This window comes from Mucilaginibacter polytrichastri, assembly GCF_001911425.1.
Lineage (GTDB): Bacteria > Bacteroidota > Bacteroidia > Sphingobacteriales > Sphingobacteriaceae > Mucilaginibacter > Mucilaginibacter polytrichastri.
The window spans coordinates 1,836,074-1,859,780 of sequence record NZ_MPPL01000001.1 but is presented as its reverse complement, the minus strand read 5'-3'; the positions used below and the strand labels follow the sequence as shown (position 1 = coordinate 1,859,780).

At 41.7% G+C, this 23,707-nt stretch carries 21 protein-coding genes; 10 read left to right on the top strand and 11 right to left on the bottom strand.

What is annotated here, in order from left to right; genetic code table 11:
* Positions 1-147: 147 nt before the first annotated feature.
* Genes RG47T_RS08070 through RG47T_RS08060 form a run of 3 tightly spaced genes read left to right on the top strand, consistent with a single transcriptional unit; the run spans position 148 to position 3,039 of the window.
* A complete protein-coding gene (locus tag RG47T_RS08070; RefSeq protein ID WP_074488944.1) occupies positions 148-1,320 on the top strand; it encodes a glycosyltransferase family 87 protein in 1,173 nt (390 codons plus the stop codon).
* Complete coding sequence (locus RG47T_RS08065) at positions 1,317-2,273, top strand: glycosyltransferase family 2 protein (protein ID WP_074488943.1); 957 nt, start codon at positions 1,317-1,319, stop codon at positions 2,271-2,273. The genes RG47T_RS08070 and RG47T_RS08065 overlap by 4 nt, the downstream gene beginning before the upstream one ends.
* Positions 2,254-3,039 (top strand): polysaccharide deacetylase family protein, encoded by a 786-nt coding sequence (locus RG47T_RS08060; RefSeq protein WP_074488942.1) that lies wholly within the window; start codon positions 2,254-2,256, stop codon positions 3,037-3,039. Before RG47T_RS08065 ends, RG47T_RS08060 begins: the two co-directional genes overlap by 20 nt.
* A gap of 128 nt (positions 3,040-3,167) precedes the next feature.
* Here the strand turns inward: RG47T_RS08060 and RG47T_RS08055 are convergent, their stop codons facing one another.
* Genes RG47T_RS08055 through RG47T_RS08045 form a run of 3 tightly spaced genes read right to left on the bottom strand, consistent with a single transcriptional unit; the run spans position 3,168 to position 8,763 of the window.
* Positions 3,168-4,817: a dihydrolipoamide acetyltransferase family protein gene (locus RG47T_RS08055; RefSeq protein ID WP_074488941.1), complete on the bottom strand. Its 1,650-nt coding sequence runs from the start codon at positions 4,815-4,817 to the stop codon at positions 3,168-3,170.
* Positions 4,818-4,866: 49 nt separating this feature from the next.
* Positions 4,867-6,111: a competence/damage-inducible protein A gene (locus tag RG47T_RS08050; RefSeq protein WP_074488940.1), complete on the bottom strand. Its 1,245-nt coding sequence runs from the start codon at positions 6,109-6,111 to the stop codon at positions 4,867-4,869.
* A 3-nt stretch (positions 6,112-6,114) separates the two neighbouring features.
* Positions 6,115-8,763 carry a putative LPS assembly protein LptD gene (locus tag RG47T_RS08045; protein WP_091690974.1) on the bottom strand — a complete coding sequence of 883 codons (2,649 nt, stop codon included), beginning with the start codon at positions 8,761-8,763 and terminating at the stop codon, positions 6,115-6,117.
* A gap of 144 nt (positions 8,764-8,907) precedes the next feature.
* On the opposite strand from RG47T_RS08045, the gene RG47T_RS08040 reads away from it, so the two are divergent.
* Complete coding sequence (locus tag RG47T_RS08040) at positions 8,908-9,783, top strand: N-acetylmuramoyl-L-alanine amidase family protein (protein ID WP_083627337.1); 876 nt, start codon at positions 8,908-8,910, stop codon at positions 9,781-9,783.
* A 34-nt stretch (positions 9,784-9,817) separates the two neighbouring features.
* Positions 9,818-10,765: an MlaD family protein gene (locus tag RG47T_RS08035; RefSeq protein ID WP_074488938.1), complete on the top strand. Its 948-nt coding sequence runs from the start codon at positions 9,818-9,820 to the stop codon at positions 10,763-10,765.
* A 9-nt stretch (positions 10,766-10,774) separates the two neighbouring features.
* On the opposite strand, the gene RG47T_RS08030 is transcribed toward RG47T_RS08035, so the two are convergent.
* From RG47T_RS08030 to RG47T_RS08015, 4 genes are all read right to left on the bottom strand, one after another.
* On the bottom strand, positions 10,775-11,692 hold the full coding sequence (locus tag RG47T_RS08030; RefSeq protein WP_074488937.1) for a ribonuclease Z: 918 nt from the start codon (positions 11,690-11,692) through the stop codon (positions 10,775-10,777).
* Positions 11,693-11,713: 21 nt separating this feature from the next.
* Positions 11,714-12,091 (bottom strand): STAS domain-containing protein, encoded by a 378-nt coding sequence (locus tag RG47T_RS08025; protein ID WP_074488936.1) that lies wholly within the window; start codon positions 12,089-12,091, stop codon positions 11,714-11,716.
* Between the two features lie 55 nt (positions 12,092-12,146).
* Positions 12,147-13,091 (bottom strand): phosphoribosylaminoimidazolesuccinocarboxamide synthase, encoded by a 945-nt coding sequence (locus RG47T_RS08020; RefSeq protein ID WP_074488935.1) that lies wholly within the window; start codon positions 13,089-13,091, stop codon positions 12,147-12,149.
* Between the two features lie 97 nt (positions 13,092-13,188).
* Entirely contained in the window at positions 13,189-14,145 is a 957-nt protein-coding gene (locus RG47T_RS08015) for a PhoH family protein (RefSeq protein WP_074488934.1), read from the bottom strand.
* A 104-nt stretch (positions 14,146-14,249) separates the two neighbouring features.
* On the opposite strand from RG47T_RS08015, the gene RG47T_RS08010 reads away from it, so the two are divergent.
* The 4 genes from RG47T_RS08010 (at position 14,250) to RG47T_RS07995 (ending at position 19,028) form a co-directional block, all read left to right on the top strand.
* The gene (locus RG47T_RS08010; protein WP_074488933.1) at positions 14,250-15,026 is read left to right on the top strand and encodes an SAM hydrolase/SAM-dependent halogenase family protein; all 777 of its coding nucleotides are present in this window, start codon (positions 14,250-14,252) and stop codon (positions 15,024-15,026) included.
* A gap of 15 nt (positions 15,027-15,041) precedes the next feature.
* Positions 15,042-15,584, top strand: a complete 543-nt coding sequence (locus RG47T_RS08005; protein ID WP_074488932.1) for a hypothetical protein — start codon at positions 15,042-15,044, stop codon at positions 15,582-15,584.
* 21 nt (positions 15,585-15,605) lie between these two features.
* Positions 15,606-17,435, top strand: coding sequence for an ABC transporter ATP-binding protein (locus RG47T_RS08000; RefSeq protein ID WP_074488931.1), 1,830 nt, complete (start codon positions 15,606-15,608; stop codon positions 17,433-17,435).
* Between the two features lie 186 nt (positions 17,436-17,621).
* Positions 17,622-19,028, top strand: a complete 1,407-nt coding sequence (locus RG47T_RS07995) for an MBL fold metallo-hydrolase RNA specificity domain-containing protein (protein WP_074488930.1) — start codon at positions 17,622-17,624, stop codon at positions 19,026-19,028.
* Between the two features lie 109 nt (positions 19,029-19,137).
* Here RG47T_RS07995 and RG47T_RS07990 read toward each other — a convergent pair whose 3' ends face one another.
* The 4 genes from RG47T_RS07990 to mtaB are packed head-to-tail and all read right to left on the bottom strand — an operon-like array spanning position 19,138 to position 22,891.
* On the bottom strand, positions 19,138-19,926 hold the full coding sequence (locus tag RG47T_RS07990; RefSeq protein ID WP_074488929.1) for an inositol monophosphatase family protein: 789 nt from the start codon (positions 19,924-19,926) through the stop codon (positions 19,138-19,140).
* Positions 19,895-20,377, bottom strand: coding sequence for a GtrA family protein (locus RG47T_RS07985; protein ID WP_074488928.1), 483 nt, complete (start codon positions 20,375-20,377; stop codon positions 19,895-19,897). The genes RG47T_RS07990 and RG47T_RS07985 overlap by 32 nt, the downstream gene beginning before the upstream one ends.
* On the bottom strand, positions 20,367-21,536 hold the full coding sequence (locus tag RG47T_RS07980) for a prolipoprotein diacylglyceryl transferase (protein WP_074488927.1): 1,170 nt from the start codon (positions 21,534-21,536) through the stop codon (positions 20,367-20,369). Before RG47T_RS07980 ends, RG47T_RS07985 begins: the two co-directional genes overlap by 11 nt.
* Before the next feature lie 32 nt (positions 21,537-21,568).
* Complete coding sequence (gene mtaB / locus RG47T_RS07975) at positions 21,569-22,891, bottom strand: tRNA (N(6)-L-threonylcarbamoyladenosine(37)-C(2))-methylthiotransferase MtaB (protein ID WP_074488926.1); 1,323 nt, start codon at positions 22,889-22,891, stop codon at positions 21,569-21,571.
* A 112-nt stretch (positions 22,892-23,003) separates the two neighbouring features.
* Here mtaB and RG47T_RS07970 point away from each other — a divergent pair, with 112 nt between their 5' ends.
* On the top strand, positions 23,004-23,369 hold the full coding sequence (locus RG47T_RS07970) for a DUF4174 domain-containing protein (protein WP_074488925.1): 366 nt from the start codon (positions 23,004-23,006) through the stop codon (positions 23,367-23,369).
* The last annotated feature ends 338 nt before the right edge of the window (positions 23,370-23,707 follow it).

Here is a 23,707-nt window from a genome sequence, read left to right as displayed (position 1 = left end):
AAATAACTTTGATTTGTGAAGATTCCTGATGTTGTTTTTAAAAGAAAGGTTCCGCATTTGCGGGACCTTTTCTTTTTTACGCCCCAACTTAATATAATGCCTGCCTAATAATTATATTTGTAACAAATAAGCCGACAATTATAATTAATGTCAAAACTGGGCAAACTGCTGTTAAATAAATATTTTGTTACTGTTATATGGTTTGGGCTAAGCCTGGCCGCTGTTATTAAGCAAGCAGCACATCACCATATCAACAACTATCTTATATATAAGTATACTTTTATTAATTTAATAGGTCAGCATAATTTATATAACCTACAGCCCGAATTCTATATGGATTCCAACCACTACGGGCCGTTGTTTGGTTTAATTATAGCTCCTTTTACTTATTTGCCAGATGGCGCCGGGGCTGTTTTATGGGTAATGTTTAATGCGCTTGTATTGTACATAGCTATACGTCAACTGCCTTTTACCCTAAATCAACAACTTGCCGTATTATTAATATGCGCCCACGAACTCATGACTGCTTCCTTTAATGTGCAGTTTAACCCCTGTATGGCAGCTATTATTATTCTTAGCTTTGTATTTATTAACCGTAAGCAGGATTTCTGGGCCACGCTACTGATTGTTGCTGGCACACTCATTAAGCTGTACGGCATTGTAGGGTTGGCTTTTTTCTTTTTCTCGAAAGACAAGGTAAAGTTTATCTGGAGCTTTGTGCTATGGTCTGCTGTATTGTATGTATTGCCTATGCTAGTCTCTTCATCACATTTTGTAAACCAATCCTATTTAGACTGGTACAATAGCTTGTCGCATAAAAACGCAGAGAATACAATCTCTACCATGCAGGACATTTCTGTGATGGGGATGATCAGGCGCGTATTCAGTTATCCTAACCTGTCTAATACCCTGGTTATCCTCCCGGGATTACTGTTATTTGCGACCGCATATATTCGCATCAAGTGGTTTAATAACCTGCAGTTCAGGTATCTGCTGCTGTCTTCTACACTTATTTTTACCGTTATATTTAGCACAGGCTCCGAGTCACCTACTTATATTATTGCTTTTACAGGCGTGGCGATTTGGTTTATGAACCTCGACAGGCCTGTTACCGGGTTCGAAATATTATTGCTGGTATTTGCCTTGCTTATTACCAGTTTGTCGCCTTCAGACCTATTTCCTAAGTATATCAACAAGCATTATATCAAACCTTATGCATTTAAAGCACTACCTTGCTTTGTAATTTGGTTGAAAATTAGTTACGAAATTTTAACAAGAAGTTTTAGCCACAAGAGCGCTGAAAAGGTAGTTTTAACATGATAAAGAAGAAAATTTCGGTTGTAATTCCGTCTTATAACGAGGTTGGTAATATCGATTTGCTGGCCACAAGGTTAATAGCCGTACTTAAAACACTGCCCTATACCTACGAAGTTATTTTTGTTGACGATGGCAGTTCTGACGGTACCATTGAGAAGCTGAGAAGCATTGGCGATTTAGATGATAACCTTTATTACTTAGAACTCTCTCGCAACTTTGGCCACCAAAATGCACTAAAAGCCGGATATGATTATGCCGATGGCGATTGCATTATCAGTATGGATGGCGATATGCAGCACCCGCCCGAAATGATCCCGCAGTTTATAGAGAAATGGGAAGAAGACTATGACGTGGTTTACACCTGCCGTGAGTACCAGGATGAGGCTACGATCTTCAAAAACAAATCATCCGACCTGTTCTATAAAATGATCAACTCCCTGTCTGACACCAAACTTGAAAAGGGTACTGCAGATTTCAGGCTGATTGACCGCCGGGTAGCTAATGTATTAAGTACCCTCAATGAAAACGGCCTGTTTATGCGCGGACTGGTAAAATGGCTGGGCTTTAAACAGTACGCTATTTATTACCAGGCAGAGGCCCGCTTCTCCGGCAAAAGCAAATACACCGTAAAAAAGATGGTAAAATTTGCGGTACAGGGCATTACAGCTTTTAGTGTAAGGCCGCTTTACATTGCCACAGGCATTGGTTTGTTCTTTTCGTTACTGGCTGTATTGTATATACCTTATATCTTAATCAGCTACTTTACCGGCCATGTTGTTTCGGGCTGGTCGTCTATACTGGCTACCATTGTTTTTTTTGGTGGTGTGCAGCTCATGGTGCTGGGTATTATTGGCATGTACCTGGGCAAATTGTTTATGCAATCTAAACAAAGGCCAAATTATATCATCCGTTCTACAAATTTGCAACGCGTAAATAATGATCTTGTTAAGCTTTGATATCGAAGAATTCGATATGCCATTTGAGTACCATAAGGAAATATCTTTCCCCGAGCAACTGGCTGTATCTACCGAAGGAACCTATAAAATACTGGATATTTTAAAACAGGCCGGCATAAAAGCTACCTTTTACTGTACAGCTAATTATGCCCAAAACAAACCCGAAGTAATTGCTGAGATCATAGCACAAGGACACGAAGTAGCATCGCACGGCTATTATCACTCTGATTTTAAACCCGAGCACCTGCTGCAATCTAAATTAAAGCTGGAGGAACTTACCGGCAAGCCGGTAATTGGCTACCGCATGGCCCGCATGATGCCGGTTGATGAAAAAGAGATTGAAAAAGCAGGATATATATACAACTCGTCTATTAACCCCACCTGGTTACCAGGCAGGTATAATAACTTCAGCAAACCCCGTAAGTGGTTTTATTTCGAAAACGTGCTACAGTTGCCTTCATCTGTTTCTCCGCTTATACGGTTCCCTTTATTTTGGCTGAGCTTTCATAACCTGCCAATGGGTATAATTAAGTGGTTAAGCGCCGCCACCCATCGTAAAGATGGTTACCTTAACCTCTACTTTCACCCCTGGGAATTTACAGATCTTGACAAGCCCGAGCAATACGGTTTCCCTGGATATGTAGTTAAAAATACAGGAGATAGCTTTGTGGCAAGATTAACTGATTTTATAGCCTGGGGTCAGGGAAAGGGCTATGCTTTTGGACGAACGGATAGCTTTGTGTCAGGAATAAAGGCGGGAAAATAAGTTTTCTCCCCCTTAAAATTGCTTGATATACCCGTATACATGGAGTACAAACAAAAAGAGACACAAAGTGTGTCTCTACGATATATTTAAAATCCGAAATTGAACATTCGAAATCCGAATTCATTCATCTATACTTCCCTGTTACTATCCCAGCTTTCCAGGTAATCGGTTACCTTTTTGATAAAAGAACCACCCAGAGAGCCATCAACCACCCGGTGATCATATGATAACGACAGGAACATCATGTGCCTGATGGCGATCATATCGCCGTTGGGAGTTTCTATTACAGCCGGTTTTTTCTTAATGGCACCAAGCGCCATAATAGCTACCTGCGGCTGGTTGATGATGGGTGTACCCATTACATTACCAAACGTACCTACGTTGGTTATGGTAAATGTTCCATCTTTTATTTCGTCGGGCTGTAATTTATTTTTGCGGGCGCGGTCGGCCAGGTCATTAACAGATTGTGCTAAAGTAACAAGGTTCTTCTCATCGGCATTACGTATTACCGGCACAATGAGGTTACCCGTTGGCAAGGCAGTTGCCATACCAATGTTGATATTTTTACGCTTAATGATCTGTGTACCGCTAACCGATACATTGATCATCGGCATCGCCTTAATAGCACTGGCAACGGCTTCAATAAATATGGGTGTAAAAGTAAGCTTCTGGCCATACTTGGTTTCGAATTGCTTTTTAGCCTTTTCGCGCCATTGCACCATATTGGTTACATCAACCTCAATAAACGAGGTTACATGTGGTGCAATTTGCACGCTGTTTACCATATGGTCTGCAATAAGGCGACGCATACGATCCATTTCAATGATCTCGTCATCAGCCCCTATAGATATTCCATTACCAGATGGCTTTGCAACAGGCTGGGCTTGCGGTTGCTGTGGTTCTGGCTGTTGCGGATATAGTGGTTGCGGATAACCGGGCGGCATGGCATAGTAAAGTGGTGGCTGCTGTGGGTATCCCGGTGGCGCATAAATAGGCTGATAAACCACGTAAGGCGCTTGTTGGTATACCGTAGGCTGCATATAAGCTTGCTGATAAACCGGCTGTGGTTGCTGCAAAGGCATACCATAAGGCTGTTGCTGCAACGGCGGCACTTGCTGGTTTGGCGCTGTTTGCTGCGGTTGTACAGCCTGTTGCTGTGATGCTTGCGTTTGTGGCTGCGGCACAGGTTGTGATGACGCTGCAGCAGCTTGTGACTGCTGTAACTTGCCAGTATTGTTTTGCAGATAGTTTAAAAGATCTTCTTTGGTAAGGCGGCCTTCGGCACCGGTACCTTTTATGGTATCTAATATTGCTAAGCTCACACCTTCCTGTGCGGCTATACTTTTTACCAAAGGCGAATAAAAACGGTCTGACTGGCTGCCGCCTGCTTGCAACGGCTGCTGCTGAACTACCGTTTCCCTATTTTCCAGCTGACTTAGGCCAGGGATATTTTGTGTTTGTGCAGGCGTAGCTTGTAATGCAGGTGCGGTTTTAGGTGGTACATCACCCGTAGAGGGCGTGCTTACAGCAGCCTTTTCTTCAACTTCAATCAGTGCTATTACAGCACCAACTTGTACCACATCATCAACCTTAAAAAGTTGTTCGGTTAATTTACCGGCTACGGGCGATGGCACTTCAGAGTCAACCTTGTCGGTAGCGATCTCTAAAATAGCTTCATCAGCCTCAATATAATCACCAGGGTTTTTTAACCATTTTATAATGGTTGCTTCCGCTACGCTTTCGCCCATTTTTGGCAGCAACAACTGATAATTCGACATAGATAATTTCCTATTATTAATCTGTCAAATTTAAGCTATTTCGGCGTGTTTAATCAACTTCTGTTAATAAAGTATTTAACATACCCAAAGCTGTTATAGCCGTACGTTCTATATTTTGTATCCTTTTACTACCGAAAGTAAATTTTTTAATGAGGCTTTTGCCCCCTCCGGCTACCCCTATCCATACAGTACCTACAGGTTTATCGGGCATGCCCCCACCCGGGCCGGCAATACCGGTTACCGCAATAGCATAGTCTGATTTAAAGTTGAGCAGCGCACCAAAAACCATCTCGGTAACAGTAGGTTCGCTTACGGCACCATACTGCCAGAGGGTTTCATTTTTCACACCCAAAATACTTTCCTTTAATTCGTACGAATAGGAAACAGCCCCGCCAAAAAACACTTGCGATGAGCCTGCATGCTGGGTAAACAAGTGCGATATATAACCGCCTGTACAACTTTCGGCAACAGACAAGGTTAAGTTACGGGCGGCCATTTTGTTTAGTATAGCCTGCTCTAACGGGATGTCTTCCTGGGCTACTACAATCTTGCCTGCTCGCTCAACCAGCAAGGCGGTATAATAGTCTATCTGTTTTTGCAGATCGCCTGTTTTGTCTTCATAACCGCTTAATCTTAAGCGCACCTGGCCCAATTTAGGCAGATAGGCCAGCTTGATGGTAGGCGGTAAACTATTTTCTATATCGGCTATTCTTTCGGCCAAAAAAGATTCGCCCTCACCTACTGTTAAAATAGTTCTGTGAATTACTTTTGGAAGTTGAAACTTTTGCTCCAGTTTTGGGATCACAGTTTCCTGCATCATGTATTGCATCTCAAACGGCACTCCCGGCATCGAAATATAGATCTTGCCATCATAATCAAACCACATACCGGGTGCAGTACCATTACCGTTATAAATCACTTCACAGTTTTCTGGCACTTCGGCCTGCTGGATATTTACATCCAACAACGGGCGGTTGTATTTGGCAAAAATCTGCTTTACATTTTCCAGGGCTGTCTCGTCACTCCTAAAACCTACGCCAAAATATTCAGCAAGTGTTTTTTTGGTAATGTCATCCTTAGTGGGACCCAAGCCACCGGTTATTAAAATAACATCGGCACGTTTATGCGCTTCGGCCAGCGCATTTAAAATATGCTGCTTATCATCTGATACCGATGATATTTGTTTAACCCGTACACCTACGCCATTTAAATGCGTAGCCATCCAGGCCGAATTGGTATCTACGATCTGCCCGATCAGTATTTCATCGCCTATGGTAATAATTTCGGCAAGCATATTTTAATAATAAGGATTATAATATTGATTGTTCGTAAAGTCGCTTCTTTTACTCAGTTTCAGATCCTGCAAAATAGATGCTTTAACGCGTAACATCACGCTATACATTTTCAAATATCCAAACGGAATCCATTGCATGGCCAGATCCCAGCAATGCAAATCGCGGTAAATACCCAATTGGCAGGTACTTACCTTTTGTTTCCTGATATCCAAATCAGAATAATAGGTAATTTTCCATTTTGGGGTAATGTTTACATCGCCCCTCGCCTGTATGGTATTGGTTACTGTTGTTGAAGTTACATTGTTAGCATAATTAAAACTATAACTCAGGTTAATATTCCAGGGTACATTAAAATCAACAAACGCACTCTGATCCTGGCTTACCAATGCCAGGCGTTCTGCCTGTTCGGGCGTAAGCCCCTGCTGTACATTGTTATTCACGGTATTTTGCAGGTTAGGTGCAAGCCGGTTACCTGTTTTGGCATTGGAGTTTAAGCTGATATCAGTAGAAGCATAAAATGATGTAAGCCGCGGCAAATGCCCATCCTGCCAGGTATAACGGTCTATAAGTTGTGAGTACTTTTTAACCTGGTTACCAGAAATAGAATCGCGGATATTAACCTCATATGGATTAAATACACCACCAAAGCTGATGTTTAATTTTTGATTAAAGATTGCCGTGTGCCCGCTAAACGCAATTGGCGACAGTTTAAATGAATCTGCCGCGAAATTATAAAAAGTAGAAAATGTTAAACCTTGCAGTATTTGTATTTTCCGGTCGGTTTGCGAGGTATCGGTACTTTTAGCCCGTACTTTGGCTTCAATAGTATTATCTAAGCTAAAGCCTACCCCGGCCTGTTTACCCGCACTTGGCCCTCCTACTGCTGTACCATTAAAAATAGAGTAAGTAGTTGCTGCATAAGGATATGGCACTGCATTTTGTGTTACAATGGTTTTGTAATAGCCATAGCTTGGATCGCCAAAATCTGGATGGTAATTAAAACTTAACGAAGGAGTCATTACGTGCCTGATTGCTTTTAATTTTCCTTTAAAGTTCATAGTACCATATAACTTGGTAGATAGCGACGCACCCAGATTGTATTCGCCTGCGCGTTTAAAACCTGCTACAGTATCAATCACTAATGGGCTTGATGTTATGCTGGCCCTGTTATATGATTGTTTAATGGTTTGAAAGTTCCAGTATTCGGTATAATTTACGTTTGTGCTAAACTGGAAGAACTTTAAAAAGGTTAAGTTTAAGCTAATGGGTATATTTTGTTTAATACCACTTTGAAAACGTTTTGCCAACGTATTAGCCTGAAAGAGTTCATTTTCTGGCACACCCGAAATTTTGTTTGAACCTGTTGCACTGTAAGCTACCGATATTTTCTGATACCACTTTTGCTCGCCTACCCTGTCTTTAGAATCAAAGGGGCTTAAACTTGACATGTTAAAAGAAAACGACGGCAAAGACAAGTCAACAGTTTTTTTAGCCAAATCCTGGCTGTGGTCTGCATTAATGGTAAAGTTAAACGGCGTGCCTGCCCAAACCTTAGAATAAGCAATACTTGAGTGCAGGTTATTTTGGGTGATCTGCTGTAAGTTATAATTCTGCTGTGCGCCTGAGTTGGAGTAATAACTGCTTGAACCCGCATTTACCGATGCGCTAAAAACAGAGCCGGGGTGCGCATTAGGATCTTGCGAGTGCGACCATAAAATGTTAAATGTTTTCTGCGAAGGATCGCCTGGGTTACCGTAATTGTTTGAGCTATAATCAAACCTGGCGGTACCTGTGTACTCGTATCTTTTGATATAGCGTGCCGTGGTACCTATCTCGTAAGAGCCTTTTGAATAAACCGAGGCAGTATTGGTTAAATCTATATTATCGTTAAGGCCAATGTAGTATCCAAAGTTTTGCAAAAAGAAACCCCGTTTAGGATCTTCGCCAAAAGTAGGCAATATAACACCAGACGCCCTAGAATTGGGTTTCGGAAAAAAGCCGAAAGGAAGCGCAAGCGGCAGTGGTACACCCGCAATTTCCAGGTATGCGGGGCCAGATATAATTTGGTTTTTTTCTGCAATACCCTTGGTTATTACAATACCAAAGTGCGTATCCGGGTAGGGTAAATCACAGGTACTATATAATACGTTGTGATAAGCAACCTCTGTTTCGTTTAATTTCTTAGCCAAACCGCCCGATACAAAGTTGCCACCCTGCTCTGAAGCCGGATTAAAAATCTTTCCCTTCTTAGTTTCGTAGTTGTAATATATAGAGTCGGCAGCGGCAGGCTTATCGTTCTTTTGTTTAGTGATGGGCCGCCCCACGTAACGATGGGTTTTAGGGTCGGTGCGGCCGCGGGCAAATATCATGTGGTTTTTTTGATCAACCCTGATATAATCAGCATCAAGTTCAAAATCTTCATAGGTAACCCGTGCTTTACCATACAAATACATGATGTTTTTTTCATTATCGCTGTAGGTAGAATCCTCTGCATTCCATTTTACCATGGATTGGAGGCCACCTTTTGATTTTGAAGATGTATCTTTAGCTGCGGATACGGGTTTTGCCCCTTTAACGGGTTTGCCTTTTTTACCTGTAGTTGCTTTGGTTTTAGGCAATGTATCACGTTGGATAATTGTATCAATTGCCAATATATGCTTGTTAAAAGCGTTATTATGGGCAGCTAATGATACATTCGCCGCGATAACAATTAATAAGAGAAAAATTAGACTGGCGAATTTCAATTTTAGTTTCGAATAGTATTTTTGCAGTTCAGATAACAGCGTTCAAAAATAATGAAAAATAAAGCATTCAAAAGATTCATTTACGGTACTTGTATATTACTGTTTTCAATTCCATTGTTTTCATTTAATATTTTACCAGATACAGCTAAAAAAGACAGCGCGGTTTACAATGGTTATAAAGTTAGAACAATTGTAGTTGATGCCGGCCATGGTGGAAAAAGAGCCGGGGCGTCCGGCGATTATTCCGTTGAAAAGAATGTAACGCTGGCATTGGCTTTTAAATTGCAGAAAGCTTTACAAAAAGATGTGCCGGAGGTTAAAGTTGTGATGACCCGCACCACCGACGATGATATTTTATGGCAAAAACGTTCTGATATAGCCAATGAAGCAAAGGCCGATCTTTTTATTTCTTTGCATTGTAATTCTTTATCTGATAGAACCGTAACGGTAAGGGGGCGTAGAACACGCGTTCCCGATCAATCGGGCCGGGGAGTTTTGCTGCTGGTATACGGTTTTCACCGCGGAGGCAATGAAAAAGGTGGTGATAATGAAGAAGCAGCTGCAATAAGGGAAAACTTAATTGAGGAAAAAGATGTTAATGGTGGAAGTACGGTGGATTTTAACGACCCCACCCAGATGATACTGCTTAATGCGTTTAAAAATAAATACAGGAAAAACAGTATTCGTCTGGCAAACATATTGAACGACGAATTTAAAGAAACAGATGGGCGGCCAAGCGAAGGGGTTAGGGAGCAGAGCATTTTAATATTGTGCCATAGCGCTATGCCTGCCGTGCTGGTAGAAACTGGGTATATCAATAACCCCAAAGACGAGGCTTACTTAAATTCTGAAGAAGGACAAAACGAAATAATAAGTACAATTGTAAGATCGGTACAGACTTACAAAAGGGAATTAGAACAATACTAACTAAATTTGACCGAAAATTTAAAACATCTACATTTTGAAAATAAATAACGAAACCAAAGTTGGGATATTAACTGTATTAGCTATTGCTATTTTACTATTAGGCTACAGTTACTTAAAAGGCTCAGACGTATTTTCGGGCGATAACCGTTTTTATGCTGTTTACAGGAGCGTAGAAGGGCTTACCGTTTCAAAACCTGTATTGGTTAATGGTTTCCCGATCGGTAAGGTTTCAAAAATGCAACTACGGCCCGATGGACGCACAATAGTGCAGTTTAAAATAGACCATCAATACAACGTACCAGTAAATACGCTGGCAAAATTAGAAAGCACCGACCTTTTGGGCGGTAAGGCAATCATTTTTGAACTAGGCACCAGTAAAGAGTATGCAGAAGACCAGGATACATTAAGGGCAGATGTACAAGGCAGCCTGGCCGAAAGCTTGCAGCCTATACAAAGAAAGGCAGAATTGCTTTTTGCAAAACTGGATTCGACATTGAGTTCGGTAAATAAGATCCTGAACCCGGATTTTCAAAAAAATGTTGACCGCAGCTTCTTAAGCATTGCCAACTCATTGCAAACACTCGAAGGCACTACCAAAAAAATTGATAACCTGGTTGGCGGACAAAGCAAACACATTGGTAATATTATGAACAATGCAGAAGTTGTTTCATCGAACTTAAAGGTTACAACAGCGCATCTGCAAACGGTTTCAACCAACTTTGAAACCTTTAGTACAGATCTGGCTAACGGAAACGTTAAGCAAACGCTTGACAACGCTAATAAAACAGTAGCAGATTTGCAGGCGACGGTAGCCAAGATTAACAATGGCACAGGTTCTTTATCATTATTGCTTAACGACGATAAGATGTATAATAATCTCAACGCTGCATCGGGTAACTTAAATAACCTGTTTATTGATATTAAGGCACATCCAAGCCGCTACGTAAGCTTCTCAGTATTCGGCGGGAAAAAAGACAAGTAATATTAGGGGCTATGCCCCTATTTTAAACGTTTTGCCTTCTATGGCCAGTTCAGTGTTTGGGAAAACACTTCTGGCTTCATCCAAAAGCTCATTTAAAGTTTTGTAACGTGCAGAAAAGTGACCAATGAGCAATTGATGCGCTTCGGTTTGTAAAGCTACATCTCCGGCCTCTAGGGCTGTTGTGTGGTGTGTTTGCAAAGCGCGATCCAGCATGTTATGTAAAAACGTGGCTTCGTGGTACAACAAGTTGGCATTAGCTATTTGCTCAAAGTAACGCTTATTATACAAAGTATCAGAGCAATAAGCATACATTTTGGGTGCTAAAGAATCTATAGTCAATTCCTCATTTTGATACACCGTACCATCTGGCGCTACATAATTTTGCCCGCGCTTTAATGGCGAATAATAATTGATGGGAATTTCCAGTGCTTCTACCTTCTCTTTAATAAGCTTACGCAAGGTCTTTTTCTGCCTGAAGATAAAGCCGGTACATGCTATCCGGTGATCGAGCGGAATGGTTTCTACAGAGATATCCTGGTTTTCTAATATAACCTGCGGTGCGGTTGGGTCCGTAGGATAAAATTCAATCTCATAATGCAGTGTAGTATCAGAATACTTAAACTGCATATCAATAATTTCTTTTAACGGCGCAGGCCCAAAAAGTTTGAGTGGTTTTACACGCCCGTTAAGATGCAGGGAAGATAACAAGCCTACCAAGCCCAGGTAATGATCGCCATGGAGGTGGCTGATGAATATATGATCTATGCGGCTGGCCTTTACATCAAACTTTAACATTTGCTGCTGCGTGCCTTCGCCGCAATCAATTAAATATATTCGCTCATTAATATTGAGTGCCTGCGCGGTTGGATTTCTGTTATATATGGGAGTTGCCGAGCTGCTGCCAAGTATCGTTACTTCAAACTTCATGAAGGCTAAACATACATGGGCTTATTTTGCTTCTTTTTTTAGTTCTTTTTCTATTTCCTCCATAAAAACGAGGTCAACAGCTTCTTCGACAGAAGGAACAATAGTTAAAACGCTATCCAATTGCGAGATGGTGATGAGGCGGGCAACAGCCTCGCTTAAACCCGATAGGATAAAAACACCTTCGGCATTTTTACATAAACGATGACCAACCAATAAACTGCTCAGGCCAGATGAATCTGCAAACTTAACCTGGCACAGGTCAAGGATAATATTCCTTTGTCCTTCGGCATTCACAAGAATAAGTTCTGATTTTAGCTGTGGTGTAAATAACGAATTCAATTTTGATTCATTCAACTTCAGCACTACGTATTTCTCGTGTTTATCAATCGAAAATTTCATTATATATGATGATGTTTATATAGTAAAGATATAACTATTTTGTTTATAATTAAAATTACAGAGCTGCAAGTGCCGTGCTTACATTTTGCTCAACCCTTTTTAATATTTCAGTTCCTTCGGGTTTAACAAAATTTTCACCGGTAATTTTATTGTAAAGCTCTATATATCTTTCAGAAATAGATTCAACAATCTCTGGTGTCATTTCGGGTACTGCTTGCCCGTCTTTACCCTGAAAACCATTTTCAATCAGCCATTTTCTTACAAATTCTTTCGATAGCTGTTTTTGCGCTTCGCCATTTTGCTGACGCTCTTCGTAACCTTCGCTGTAAAAATACCGGGAAGAGTCTGGCGTGTGGATCTCGTCTATTAAATAAATTTCACCATTGTATTTACCAAATTCATATTTGGTATCAACCAGTATTAAACCCTGTTTTGCTGCAATTTCGGTACCGCGCTGGTATACGGCGCGGGTATATCTTTCCAGTTGCTCATAGTCTTCACTACTTACAATACCTTTGCCAACAATATCTTCTCTCGAAATATCTTCATCGTGCCCTACCGATGCTTTAGTGGTTGGGGTAATAATTGGCTGAGGAAGTTTATCATTTTCTTTCAATCCCTCGGGCAAGCTAACACCGCAAACTTCACGCTTACCGGCACTGTATTCGCGCCAGGCATGGCCGGCAAGGTAACCGCGTATTACCATCTCCACTTTAAATGGCTCACAAATAAGCCCAATAGTAACGCTTGGATCTGGAACTGAAACCACCCAGTTAGGTACAATATCTTCGGTTGATTTTAAAAACTTGGCCGCAATTTGGTTAAGCACCTGCCCTTTGTAAGGGATAGGCTCGGGCAAAACCACATCAAAAGCAGAGATGCGGTCGCTTACCACCATAACCAGGTATTTATTTTTTATCGTGTACACATCGCGTACTTTCCCTTTATAAAAGGAGGTTTGATCGGGAAAATTGAATTGTGTTTCTTTTATAGCGTACATTTAGATATGAGATTTTAGATGTGAGATATAAGATTCCAAATATAAGACTAAAACAGTTTTAGTCTCAAATCTAATATCTCATATCTCTAATCTGAAATTATTGTATATCTCCGTAAGCTTCTAATATTTTACGTACCAGCTTGTGGCGCACAACGTCTTCGCCGGTAAGGTAAATAATATCGATGCCTTTAATATCCGTCAGGATGCGTAGCGCAGTATGCAAACCCGATTGTTGTTTTTTAGGCAAATCTATCTGGGTTACATCGCCCGTTACAATAAACTTGGCGGTTGGACCCATACGGGTTAAAAACATTTTCAATTGCATATCAGTGGCATTTTGTGCCTCATCTAATATCACAAAGCAATTATCAAGCGTACGGCCACGCATAAAAGCCAGCGGTGCAATTTCTATGGTGCGGTTCTCGAGGTAAGTTTTCAACTTTTCGGCCGGTATCATATCATCCAGGGCATCATATAAAGGGCGCAAATACGGGTCTATCTTTTCCTTAAGGTCTCCCGGCAAAAAGCCCAGGTTCTCCCCTGCTTCAACAGCCGGTCGGGTTAAGATAATCCTTTTGATCTCTTTATTTTTCAACGCCCTGCAGGCCAGTGCTACAGCCGTATAGGTTTTACCAGTACCAGCGGGGCCAATGGCAAAAAGGATATCGCTGGTATCAATACTATCAACCATACGGCGCTGGTTGGCCGTGCGGGCCTTAACCATAACACCATTAGGGCCAAATACAATAACCTCGCCCGTAGTCGATTTATCATTACTTGGTTCTGCCTGCGGTTGCTGCACCTTTGATCCAAGGATGCGTTCGATATCCGTAATATTGAGATTGTCGAATTTTTCTACGTGATTTAGCAGATGTTGAAATTTTTCTCCGAACACTTTTAATTCGTGGTCATCGCCTAAAATTTTAACTTCGTTGCCACGCGCAACAATCTTAAGTTTAGGGTATTGCTTCTTAATAATTTCAAAATGATCATTATTAGGACCCCACAATACGGCTGGGTTTATATTCTCTAAAGATAATTTAAGTTCGTTCAATATTAACTGATTTTAGAGTTACAGATTTTTTATGCTTAAAAAATTTGAATATTTGCAGCTTGTAATCGCTTGTACAAGATTAACAATAAATATTTAAAAAAGTAATGCCAATAATAACATTAACAACAGATCTTGGTGATAAAGATATCTACCAGGCTGCCCTCAAAGGCAGTATACTTTGCCTGTTGCCCAATGTTACCATTATTGATATTACACACAGCGTAGCTGCCTTTAATGTGCAGCAGGCCGGGTTTGTTCTCAAAAACAGCTACCATTACTTCCCCAAGGGCACGGTGCATTTAATTGGTATTGATACCGTTTACAATACACACACCCGTTACCTGGCCGTTAGTTACAAGGGGCATTACTTTGTTGGCGCCGATAATGGCATCTTTTGCCTGATGTTTGGTACCGAACCCGACGAAATTGTAGAGCTTAACATTATGCAGGACCTTAAATTTCTGCATTTCCCGCTGGCCGATATTTTTGTTAAGGCTGCCTGCCACCTGGCCCAGGGCGGTAAACTAACCGAAATTGGCATACCGGTTAGCGGTACTGAAAAGAAAATGAACCTGCAGCCCGCGGTAGAGCGTAACCTCATTAAGGGCGTGGTAATTTATATCGATTCCTTTCAGAATGTGATCACCAACATCACTAAAGACTTTTTTAACAAAGTACAGCACGGCCGCCGTTTTGTACTTTATTTTAAACGCAACGAAACCATTACCAGCCTTAGCTGGCACTACAATGAAGTACCCGAAGGCGAAAAGCTATGCTTATTCGGCATTAGCGACCATTTGGAAATTGCCATAAACAAAGGCAACGCAAGTGGGTTATTAGGTTTAAATCTCGGTGACAGCGTGATCATAGATTTTCAATAATCTAAACCCCTGCTTATGAAAAAATACTTTTTGCTGGCACTAATATGCCTGGCTTACGGCAGCGTTTACGCCCAGCCCAACCCCGATTCGCTTGCTTACCAAAATCAGCGTAAAATAATTAATGATATGCTGGCGGCACGTGCTGCAAAATTCAGTCAGTATGATGCCAGCCTCAGTAAGCATACCGGCATTTTTGGGATGCAAACCAAGAAAGATATCCGCCGGTCTAACGATATTTTGATGGATATTGTAAGCACCGACAATAACATATTGCAGCAAACCAAAGTGCTGTTAACGCTTAAAAATAACCAGCTCGATTACCGCACTTTTCAGCAGCAAAGCATCCAAACCAAGGTTAAAGAAACCGAGGATAATACGATTGGTTTTATGACCACCATTAATAAACTGAGGAATCAGAATGAAAAACTGAAAGCCCAGGTACAGATTGCCGAGAAAAGTGAGTCGAAAATGAAGTTCTGGCTAATTATCTTGTTGATACTGTTCATTATAACGTCAATTTTATTGATTGCGGGCAAATACCGCACTATTAAAGCGTAAATTAGCTGCTTTGAATTATACATGGCCCGACAAAGATTAAACAGTGGAAACGCTGCGGAGAAAGAATTACCAAAAGTTAAATTAAACCGGCAAAGCCTGCATAATATTGGCAAGTTGCTAAGTTATATTAAACCATACCGCGCCAAATTTATAGGCGGCCTTATTTTCCTGGTACTTTCAAGCTTAACAGGCCTGGCTTTCCCGGGTTTTTTTGGTGCATTAATAGATGCTTCTACGGGCAAACAACGTTATGGCTTTATGCCTGCCAACTTAACCACCATTGGCGAGGTTGCCATTGCTGTGTTATTCGTTCAGGCATTTGTGTCTTACTTCCGTATTACATGGTTTGTGCAGGTTGCCGAAAAATCATTGGCAGATATCCGCAGGGATACTTATTTTAAGTTAATTACCCTGCCCATGAATTTCTTTTCTAACCGCAGGGTTGGCGAATTGAACAGCCGCATTTCGGCAGATTTATCACAAATACAAGACACCCTAACCACTACCATTGCCGAGGCCATCAGGCAGATTATTATATTGGTAGGCGGCATCATTTTATTAATGGTGGTATCTATCAAATTAACATTTGCATTACTTATTGTATTGCCATTCTTAATTGCAACCGCTGTATTTTTTGGCAAATTTATCCGCAAAATATCGCGCCAGGCTCAGGACAAGTTAGCCGACTCTAACACCATTGTAGAAGAAACCTTGCAAGGCATAGCCAATGTTAAAGCATTTGTAAATGAAGCATTTGAAGCAGGCCGTTATGATAAAAACCTTCGCGACGTGGTTAGTCTGGCTATTAAAGGTGCCAAATACCGTGGCCTTTTTGGAGCTTTTATCGTATTCTGTTTGTTCGGTACTATATTTGGTGAAATCTGGTATGGCTCGTATCTGGTATCCATCCACGACAACGGCTTTACCTTTGGCAAGCTAACCACTTTTATTGTTTATGCAGCCTTTATCAGCGCTGCGATGGGCAGTTTGCCCGATCTTTATGCCAACATCCAAAAAGCAGTAGGCTCCAGTGAACGCGTATTGGAAATACTGGCAGAAAATGGCGAAGATGTATCAATAAATGCCGAAGAAAATGTGGTAAAACAACAAATTAAGGGAAACTTAAGCTTCAACAACGTTAACTTCTCCTACCCTTCCCGGCCTGAAATTACGGTGCTAAAAGATGTTTCTTTTAGTGCGGCTGCCGGGCAAAAAATTGCCATTGTTGGGCCAAGTGGCTCCGGTAAATCAACCATGGCGGCTTTGATATTGCAATTTTATTACCCGCAAGACGGTAGCATTTTATTTGATGGTAAACCAGCAAATGAGTTTGCATTAACTGATATCCGTAACCAGGTGGCTATTGTACCGCAGGATGTATTATTATTCGGCGGCAGTATATTGGAGAACATTGCTTACGGTAAATTAGGCTCGAGCCGTGAAGAAGTGATTGAAGCGGCACAAAAAGCCAATGCACACAGCTTTATCAACAACTTTCCGGAGGGGTATGATACACTGGTTGGCGAGCGTGGTGTAAAGTTGTCTGGTGGTCAGCGGCAGCGTGTTGCTATTGCAAGGGCATTATTACGTAATCCGGCCATATTAATCTTGGACGAAGCAACTTCATCATTAGATTCTGAATCTGAACGCCTGGTACAGGAAGCGCTTGAAGTGTTGATGAAAGATCGTACATCAATTATCATAGCCCACCGTTTATCAACCATTCGCGAAGCAGATAAAATTATTGTATTGGATAAAGGCACCATTACAGAAGCCGGCAGCCATGCAGAGCTAATGCATAACGAAACAGGCTTATACCGTTATTTGAGCCAGTTGCAACTGGAGGTATAAACGTTTGCAGGAGTATAATTTTTCTTTATTAAGGTAAAATATAGCATAATAGTAAAACTTTAACGCTATATTTCATATTTTGACACCGGGTTTAAACTTAGCTTTTAGCGCAAACATTTAGCCCAATTAAACAAACTTTACAAATATACCACGTAAAACGTACAACGTTATGCGTATAACATACCGATGAAATTAACCATTTACGGGGCAGCCCGTCAGGTAACGGGAAGCATGCATTTGCTTGATGTTGCCGGATATAAAATATTGATAGACTGCGGCCTGGACTATGAAAAAGACCGCAGTACTTTATCCAACGAAAATTTTCCATTTAACCCGGGCGATATTGATGTGGTGATATTAACCCACGCACACATCGACCACTCGGGCAACCTGCCAACTCTGGTACGCTTGGGTTTTAACGGACAGATTTTATGTACCCCGCCTACTGCCGATTTAGCCGAAATGCTGATGATGGATTCGGTAAGTATATTTATGAACAAGGTACACGCCGGCCGCAAACGCGGAGGCAAGGGCAAACACCATCACCACCATAGCAGCCATAACCAACCGCTGTACCTGCACAAGCATGTAATGGATACGGTTGAACGCTTTGTAACCATTGGCTTTAACCGCCCTTTTAGAATTACAGGCGATATAGAAATGAGTTTTGTACCTGTTGGCCACCTGTTGGGTGCAGCTGCAGCGGTATTAAAGATTAACGATAATGGCGAAGAAAAATCTATAGCCTTTACAGGCGATATAGGCCGCAAGAATTACCCCGTGTTAAACGACCCGGAAGTAATACCACCAGTAGATTACCTGGTTACAGAATCAACCTATGGAGGCCGACACCACACCAAGGGCAAAACTGTTGAAGAGGTTTTGGTAGAAACCATAGAGAAAGCCTGTATTAAAGAACCGGGAAGATTAATTATCCCGGCATTTAGTATCGGGCGTACACAATCACTGGTTTATTCGCTCAATAAAATATTTAGCAGTGGTTTATTGCCACCTGTTAAGGTATTTGTTGATAGCCCACTGGCATCAAGGTCAACCCAAACATTCCGTAAATTTCATAGCCTGCTGAATGCCGAGGCACAGGATTTTTATAATAAAAAGGGAGACGAATTTGAGTTTGATAACCTCACGTACATTGAAAACCTGAAAGACAGCCGGGATATTTCTAATTACTTTGAACCCTGTATCATCATCTCATCGGCAGGTATGCTGGAAGGTGGCCGGATTCAGGATCACCTGTTCTACAACATCCAGAATTATTATTGCACCATTCTTTTCATAGGCTATTGTGCTAAAGGTACCCTGGGCAACCGCTTGTTACGCGGTGACCCTATTGTGCACATTAAAGACCGCGAATTGGCTGTATATGCGACAATTAAACAAACCGACCTGTTTAGTGCCCATGGAGATCACGAAGACTTAATGAATACCGTTAAACAGCAGGATAAAGCTAAGCTAAAGCAGGTATTCCTGGTGCATGGCGATCCGCAAAGCATGGAAGCCTTCGCAGCAGGTCTGGAGGCCGAAGACTACCCGGTAACAATTCCTGAAAAAGGTTTGACTTACGAGTTATAAGATATCTTGTAATTGCGAGGTATGAAGCAATCCCAGATATACAGCGTTGCTTTGTAAAGTTTGGAATTGCTTCGTTCCTCGCAATTACGTGGTAACTAATCAGGATGATCTAAACAAAGTATTCTCCTATCTTACCTACCAACTCATCACCAATCAGGCCGTTGGTAGCTACAACATCGCAGGTTTCTAGAACATCATTACCGCCGGTAAAGCTAACTACCTTACCCCCTGCCTGGCGCACAATTACAATACCGGCTGCAATATCCCATGGCTTTAAGTTATACTCGTAAAAACCATCAAAGCGGCCGCAAGCCGTGTAAGCCAAATCTGTAGCGGCAGAACCCAAACGGCGCAGACCGTGGCAATGCTGCATCAAATCGGTAAACAGGGCTATGTATTGCGGTTGCTTGGTAAAATCGTAATAAGGGAAGCCGGTAGCCAGCAGGCTATCTGCAATTTTAGGCGCTTTACTTACGTGAATCTCTTTACCGTTTAAATAAGCCGGAGCACCCTTACATGCGTAAAAGCATTCGTCGAGATTAACTTCATATACTACGCCGGCAACCAGTTCATCATATTCTTTTAAAGCGATGCTTACCGCAAAAACTGTTAAGCCGTGGATAAAATTAGTAGTGCCATCCAATGGATCGATGATCCAGTTATAACGTTCGCCGGTACGGTTAATGGTTTTTTCTTCGGTCAGGAAGCCGGCTTCGGGTAGTATCATTGCCAATCCTTCAACAATCATACCTTCCGCTGTTTTATCAACGTAAGATACCAGGTCGTTAAGGCCTTTATATTCTATGCTGTCTGCTTTAAAATTGCTCCGCTCCTGGCGGATAAATGCGCCTGCCTGTTTGGCAACTTCAATTACTTGTAGGGTTATGGTTTCCAGCATGGTCTCGTAATTTTAAGTTAAATGAAAACAGTTTATGAATAAAAAAGCTTGCGAAAAATAAACTTAAGGCTGCAGCCGGGCGTGCCACCGGCGGGTACATGTGCAGGTAAACCACCATTACTTTTAAAATGGCCAGGTTGGCAAAAAAGCCAATAAAAGCCACAGACGAAAACCTCAAAAATTGCTGGGCAGGCTGCAATTTAGACTCCGAAAAAACCATATAACGGGTAATCAAAAAATTAACGATAACACCTAAAAAGAAAGAGATACTTAGCGACAGGATATAGTTGCTAACGTGATAATTGATAACCTGGTAACTATCGCGTTTAAAAAGGTTGTGGTAAAATAAGTAATACGAACCGATATCGACCAGGAAACCCGCACCTGCAGATATGATAAACCGCAGAAACTGATTATCCAGTATTTTTTTGCCTTTGTTTTTACCCGGCATGCGTTAAAGTTTGTTTTTTGCGGAAAGCATTTACACAAAGTGCAATACCCCCTATTACCAAACAAAGTGAAATTAATTCGGCCTGGGTAAAAGACAAGCTGCCGATATGATAACGGGTATTCACGCGGATCAGTTCGATAAAGAAACGCTCGATGCCGTTCAAGATCATATAGATACCGAACATCAACCCCGGTAGTTTAATGCGATCACGAATGCTCCATAAAGCCAGGAACAGCAGCACACAGATCACCGACTCGTAAAACGAAGTAGGATAAACGGGTAAACGTAATTCGTTACAGTATTTGCCAACACAATCAGGGATATGATTATTAAAATCGACCCCGTTTACATTATGCGGAAATTTGAAAGACCACATCCAATCCGGCGCCCAGCTTAGCCATTGCGGTTTGGCATCTAAATTAGGTATCCCCCAATCGCCATCGCCACTCATCTGGCAACCAATACGGCCAACGCCGTAAGCCAGCATCATGCCGGGGCCACCAACATCAAGCATATCCAATGGTTTAATACCATTTTTATTGGCAATATATAATACCGCCGCACCGCCGCAAATTAACCCCCCGTAGAAAGTTAAGCCGCTAAAACCAACTAACATACCTACAGGGTCTTTCATAAAATCGTCCCAGTTCTCTAATGCATTAAACAGTTTAGCCCCGGCAAAGCCAAATACGGCTGCCCAAACTAATATGTTGCCCAGCAAATCATACGGGTGTACAACTACACGTTTGGTAATGGGTTCGGCCAGTTCTTGTTTTTTACCGTCAGCGTATGCCCAGTAAACAAAGCCTGCACCCAAAAGTATCCCCCCCAGCCAGTTTCCGCGCAGCGATAAAATAAAATCCTGCGGATCATTAACCAGGTCGTGATAGTTTAATATGGCATCTAATAATTTATAGCCGGCTATAAAGCCAAAAAAGCCATTGCTAATCAGGTCTGTCCAAGTAACAGGGTTGCCAATAGTTACCGTTTTTTCTGTCGCTTTAATATAGCCAAGTTTTTCTTTGCGTTTAAACTCTTCGCCAAAGGCCCAATAACCGGCCATAAAAGCCAGGGCTACAAAAAAGCCAAAAGTTTGAAATGGCAATGGGATATTGGCACCGGTAAAATATCTGATTAAGTCAGAAAGGGTTGGAAACATTCAGGTAGTATTTTGTGGAGCGAATATAAAACTTAATGCACTAATATTTCTTCGCCTTCTGTAATTTCAACATCACCGTCTGCAGCTACAGCTGTTAAAGTAACCGTGCGCAGTTCGTTTACCAATATAGGGTCGTACTTGGTTTTTACTTTTACATAGTTGCGGGTAAAACCGTGCATATAACCATCTTTAATGTCACGCTCAAACAAAACGGCACCCGTTTTACCCAGTTGCGATTCGTAAAAAGAACGCCTTTTTTTGTCAGAAAGTATGTGCAGCATCTTGCTCCGCTCGGCGCGGGTTGAACCCGGTACCTCGCCGCCCATTTCGGCAGCCAATGTATTTTCGCGTTCGGAGTAGGTAAATACGTGCAGGTATGAAACATCCAGATCGTTCAGGAAGTTGTAGGTATCGATAAAATCTTCGCGGGTTTCGCCGGGGAAGCCAACAATCACATCCACACCAATACAGCAGTCTGGCATTAATGATTTGATTTTGGCCACACGGTTAGTATACAACTCGCGTTTGTAACGGCGGCGCATCAGCCCTAATATTTTATCTGAACCAGATTGCAGCGGGATATGAAAATGTGGTACAAATATTTTTGATGTAGCCACAAATTCAATGATCTCGTCGGTAAGTAAATTAGGTTCTATGGATGATATCCGAATCCGGTCTATCCCCTCTACCTCATCCAGCGCCTTAACCAGGTCAATAAATTTGTTTACCCGCTCGCCATTTTGCAAACCAAAATCGCCCAGGTTAACGCCGGTCAACACAATTTCGCGCACCTCGGATGCTGCAATATTAGCAGCCTGCTTTAATACATTCTCGATGTTATCGCTGCGACTGCTGCCACGCGCCAGCGGAATGGTACAAAATGTGCAAGAGTAATCGCAGCCGTCCTGAACTTTTAAGAAAGTACGGGTACGGTCGTTGCCAAATGAGTAAGAGGTTACAAAATCCTTAGCCTCACTTATTGGCTGGTTATAGATGAGTGTTTTGGGCTGTTTGGTTAAATCTGTGATGTGTTCTACAATCTGAAATTTCTCGGCAGCGCCAAGTACCATATCCACACCCGGTATTTCGGCTATCTCGGCAGGTTTAAGCTGCGCATAGCAACCAACCACTACAATGTAGGCTTCCGGAGATATTTTAAGCGCCTCTTTTACTATCTTTTTACATTTCTTGTCGGCGTTTTCGGTTACCGAACAAGTGTTTATGACAAAGATATCCGGCTCATCTGTAAACGTAACCGTCTGATAACCGGCCTGATTAAACAAGCGGCCAATGGCAGACGATTCCGAATAATTCAGCTTGCAGCCCAGTGTATAAAAAGCGACTTTCTTATCCATTTTGAGGGTGCAAATATAAGTATTTTAAGATTAACCCTTTTATGGCCTTTTGTCGCGAAAATGTTATAATATACTTTGAACAACAAAATGCTTAAGGCTATGTTAATGTATTATGTTAAAACACCTTATAGTTGGCATGCTGGTGATTGGCACTTACACACAACATACCACCAAACGTACGCTGTTGCTTTTTGCAGATAAATCATCGCAAAATGCGCTTAAACATCAGCAACAATTATTGCAGGCCGATAACGCCGGGTTACTACAACGCGACGTAGACATAAAAATCTGCGACCCAAAAGGTGCTACCGGCAAAAGCAATCACGTATCCTCAGGTTTTACCGTTATACTGATAGGTAAAGACAAAGGCGAAAAATTGCGCAGTCACCAACCGGTTACCTCCCAAAAGCTTTTTGGTGTTATTGATGCCATGCCAATGCGCAAAGAAGAAATGGCGCATACTGACTTGGAGGAGTGAAGTATAGAATCGAGAATCGAGAGCCAAGAATCAAGACTAGCTCCTAAGCAAATAGACAATTGATCTGATGAACAGTTAATAGCCTAATCAATGTGGCATCTTGATTTTTGGGTAGCACAACATTTGCCCTACAACACCCTTTCATAGAAAATTGAGCAGCCACGACTTTCTTCTTTGGTTCATTCTTTTTTGAGAGAAAAAGAATGAACATCCACTGACGATAATAAATCTCCACCCTTCCTAATGAAAACGGATCTTGCGTTGTTATATCAGCATCTTACAGGCACGAGATTGCATCGTACCTTGCAATGACGATCCTATTATAAATTCGAAATTTA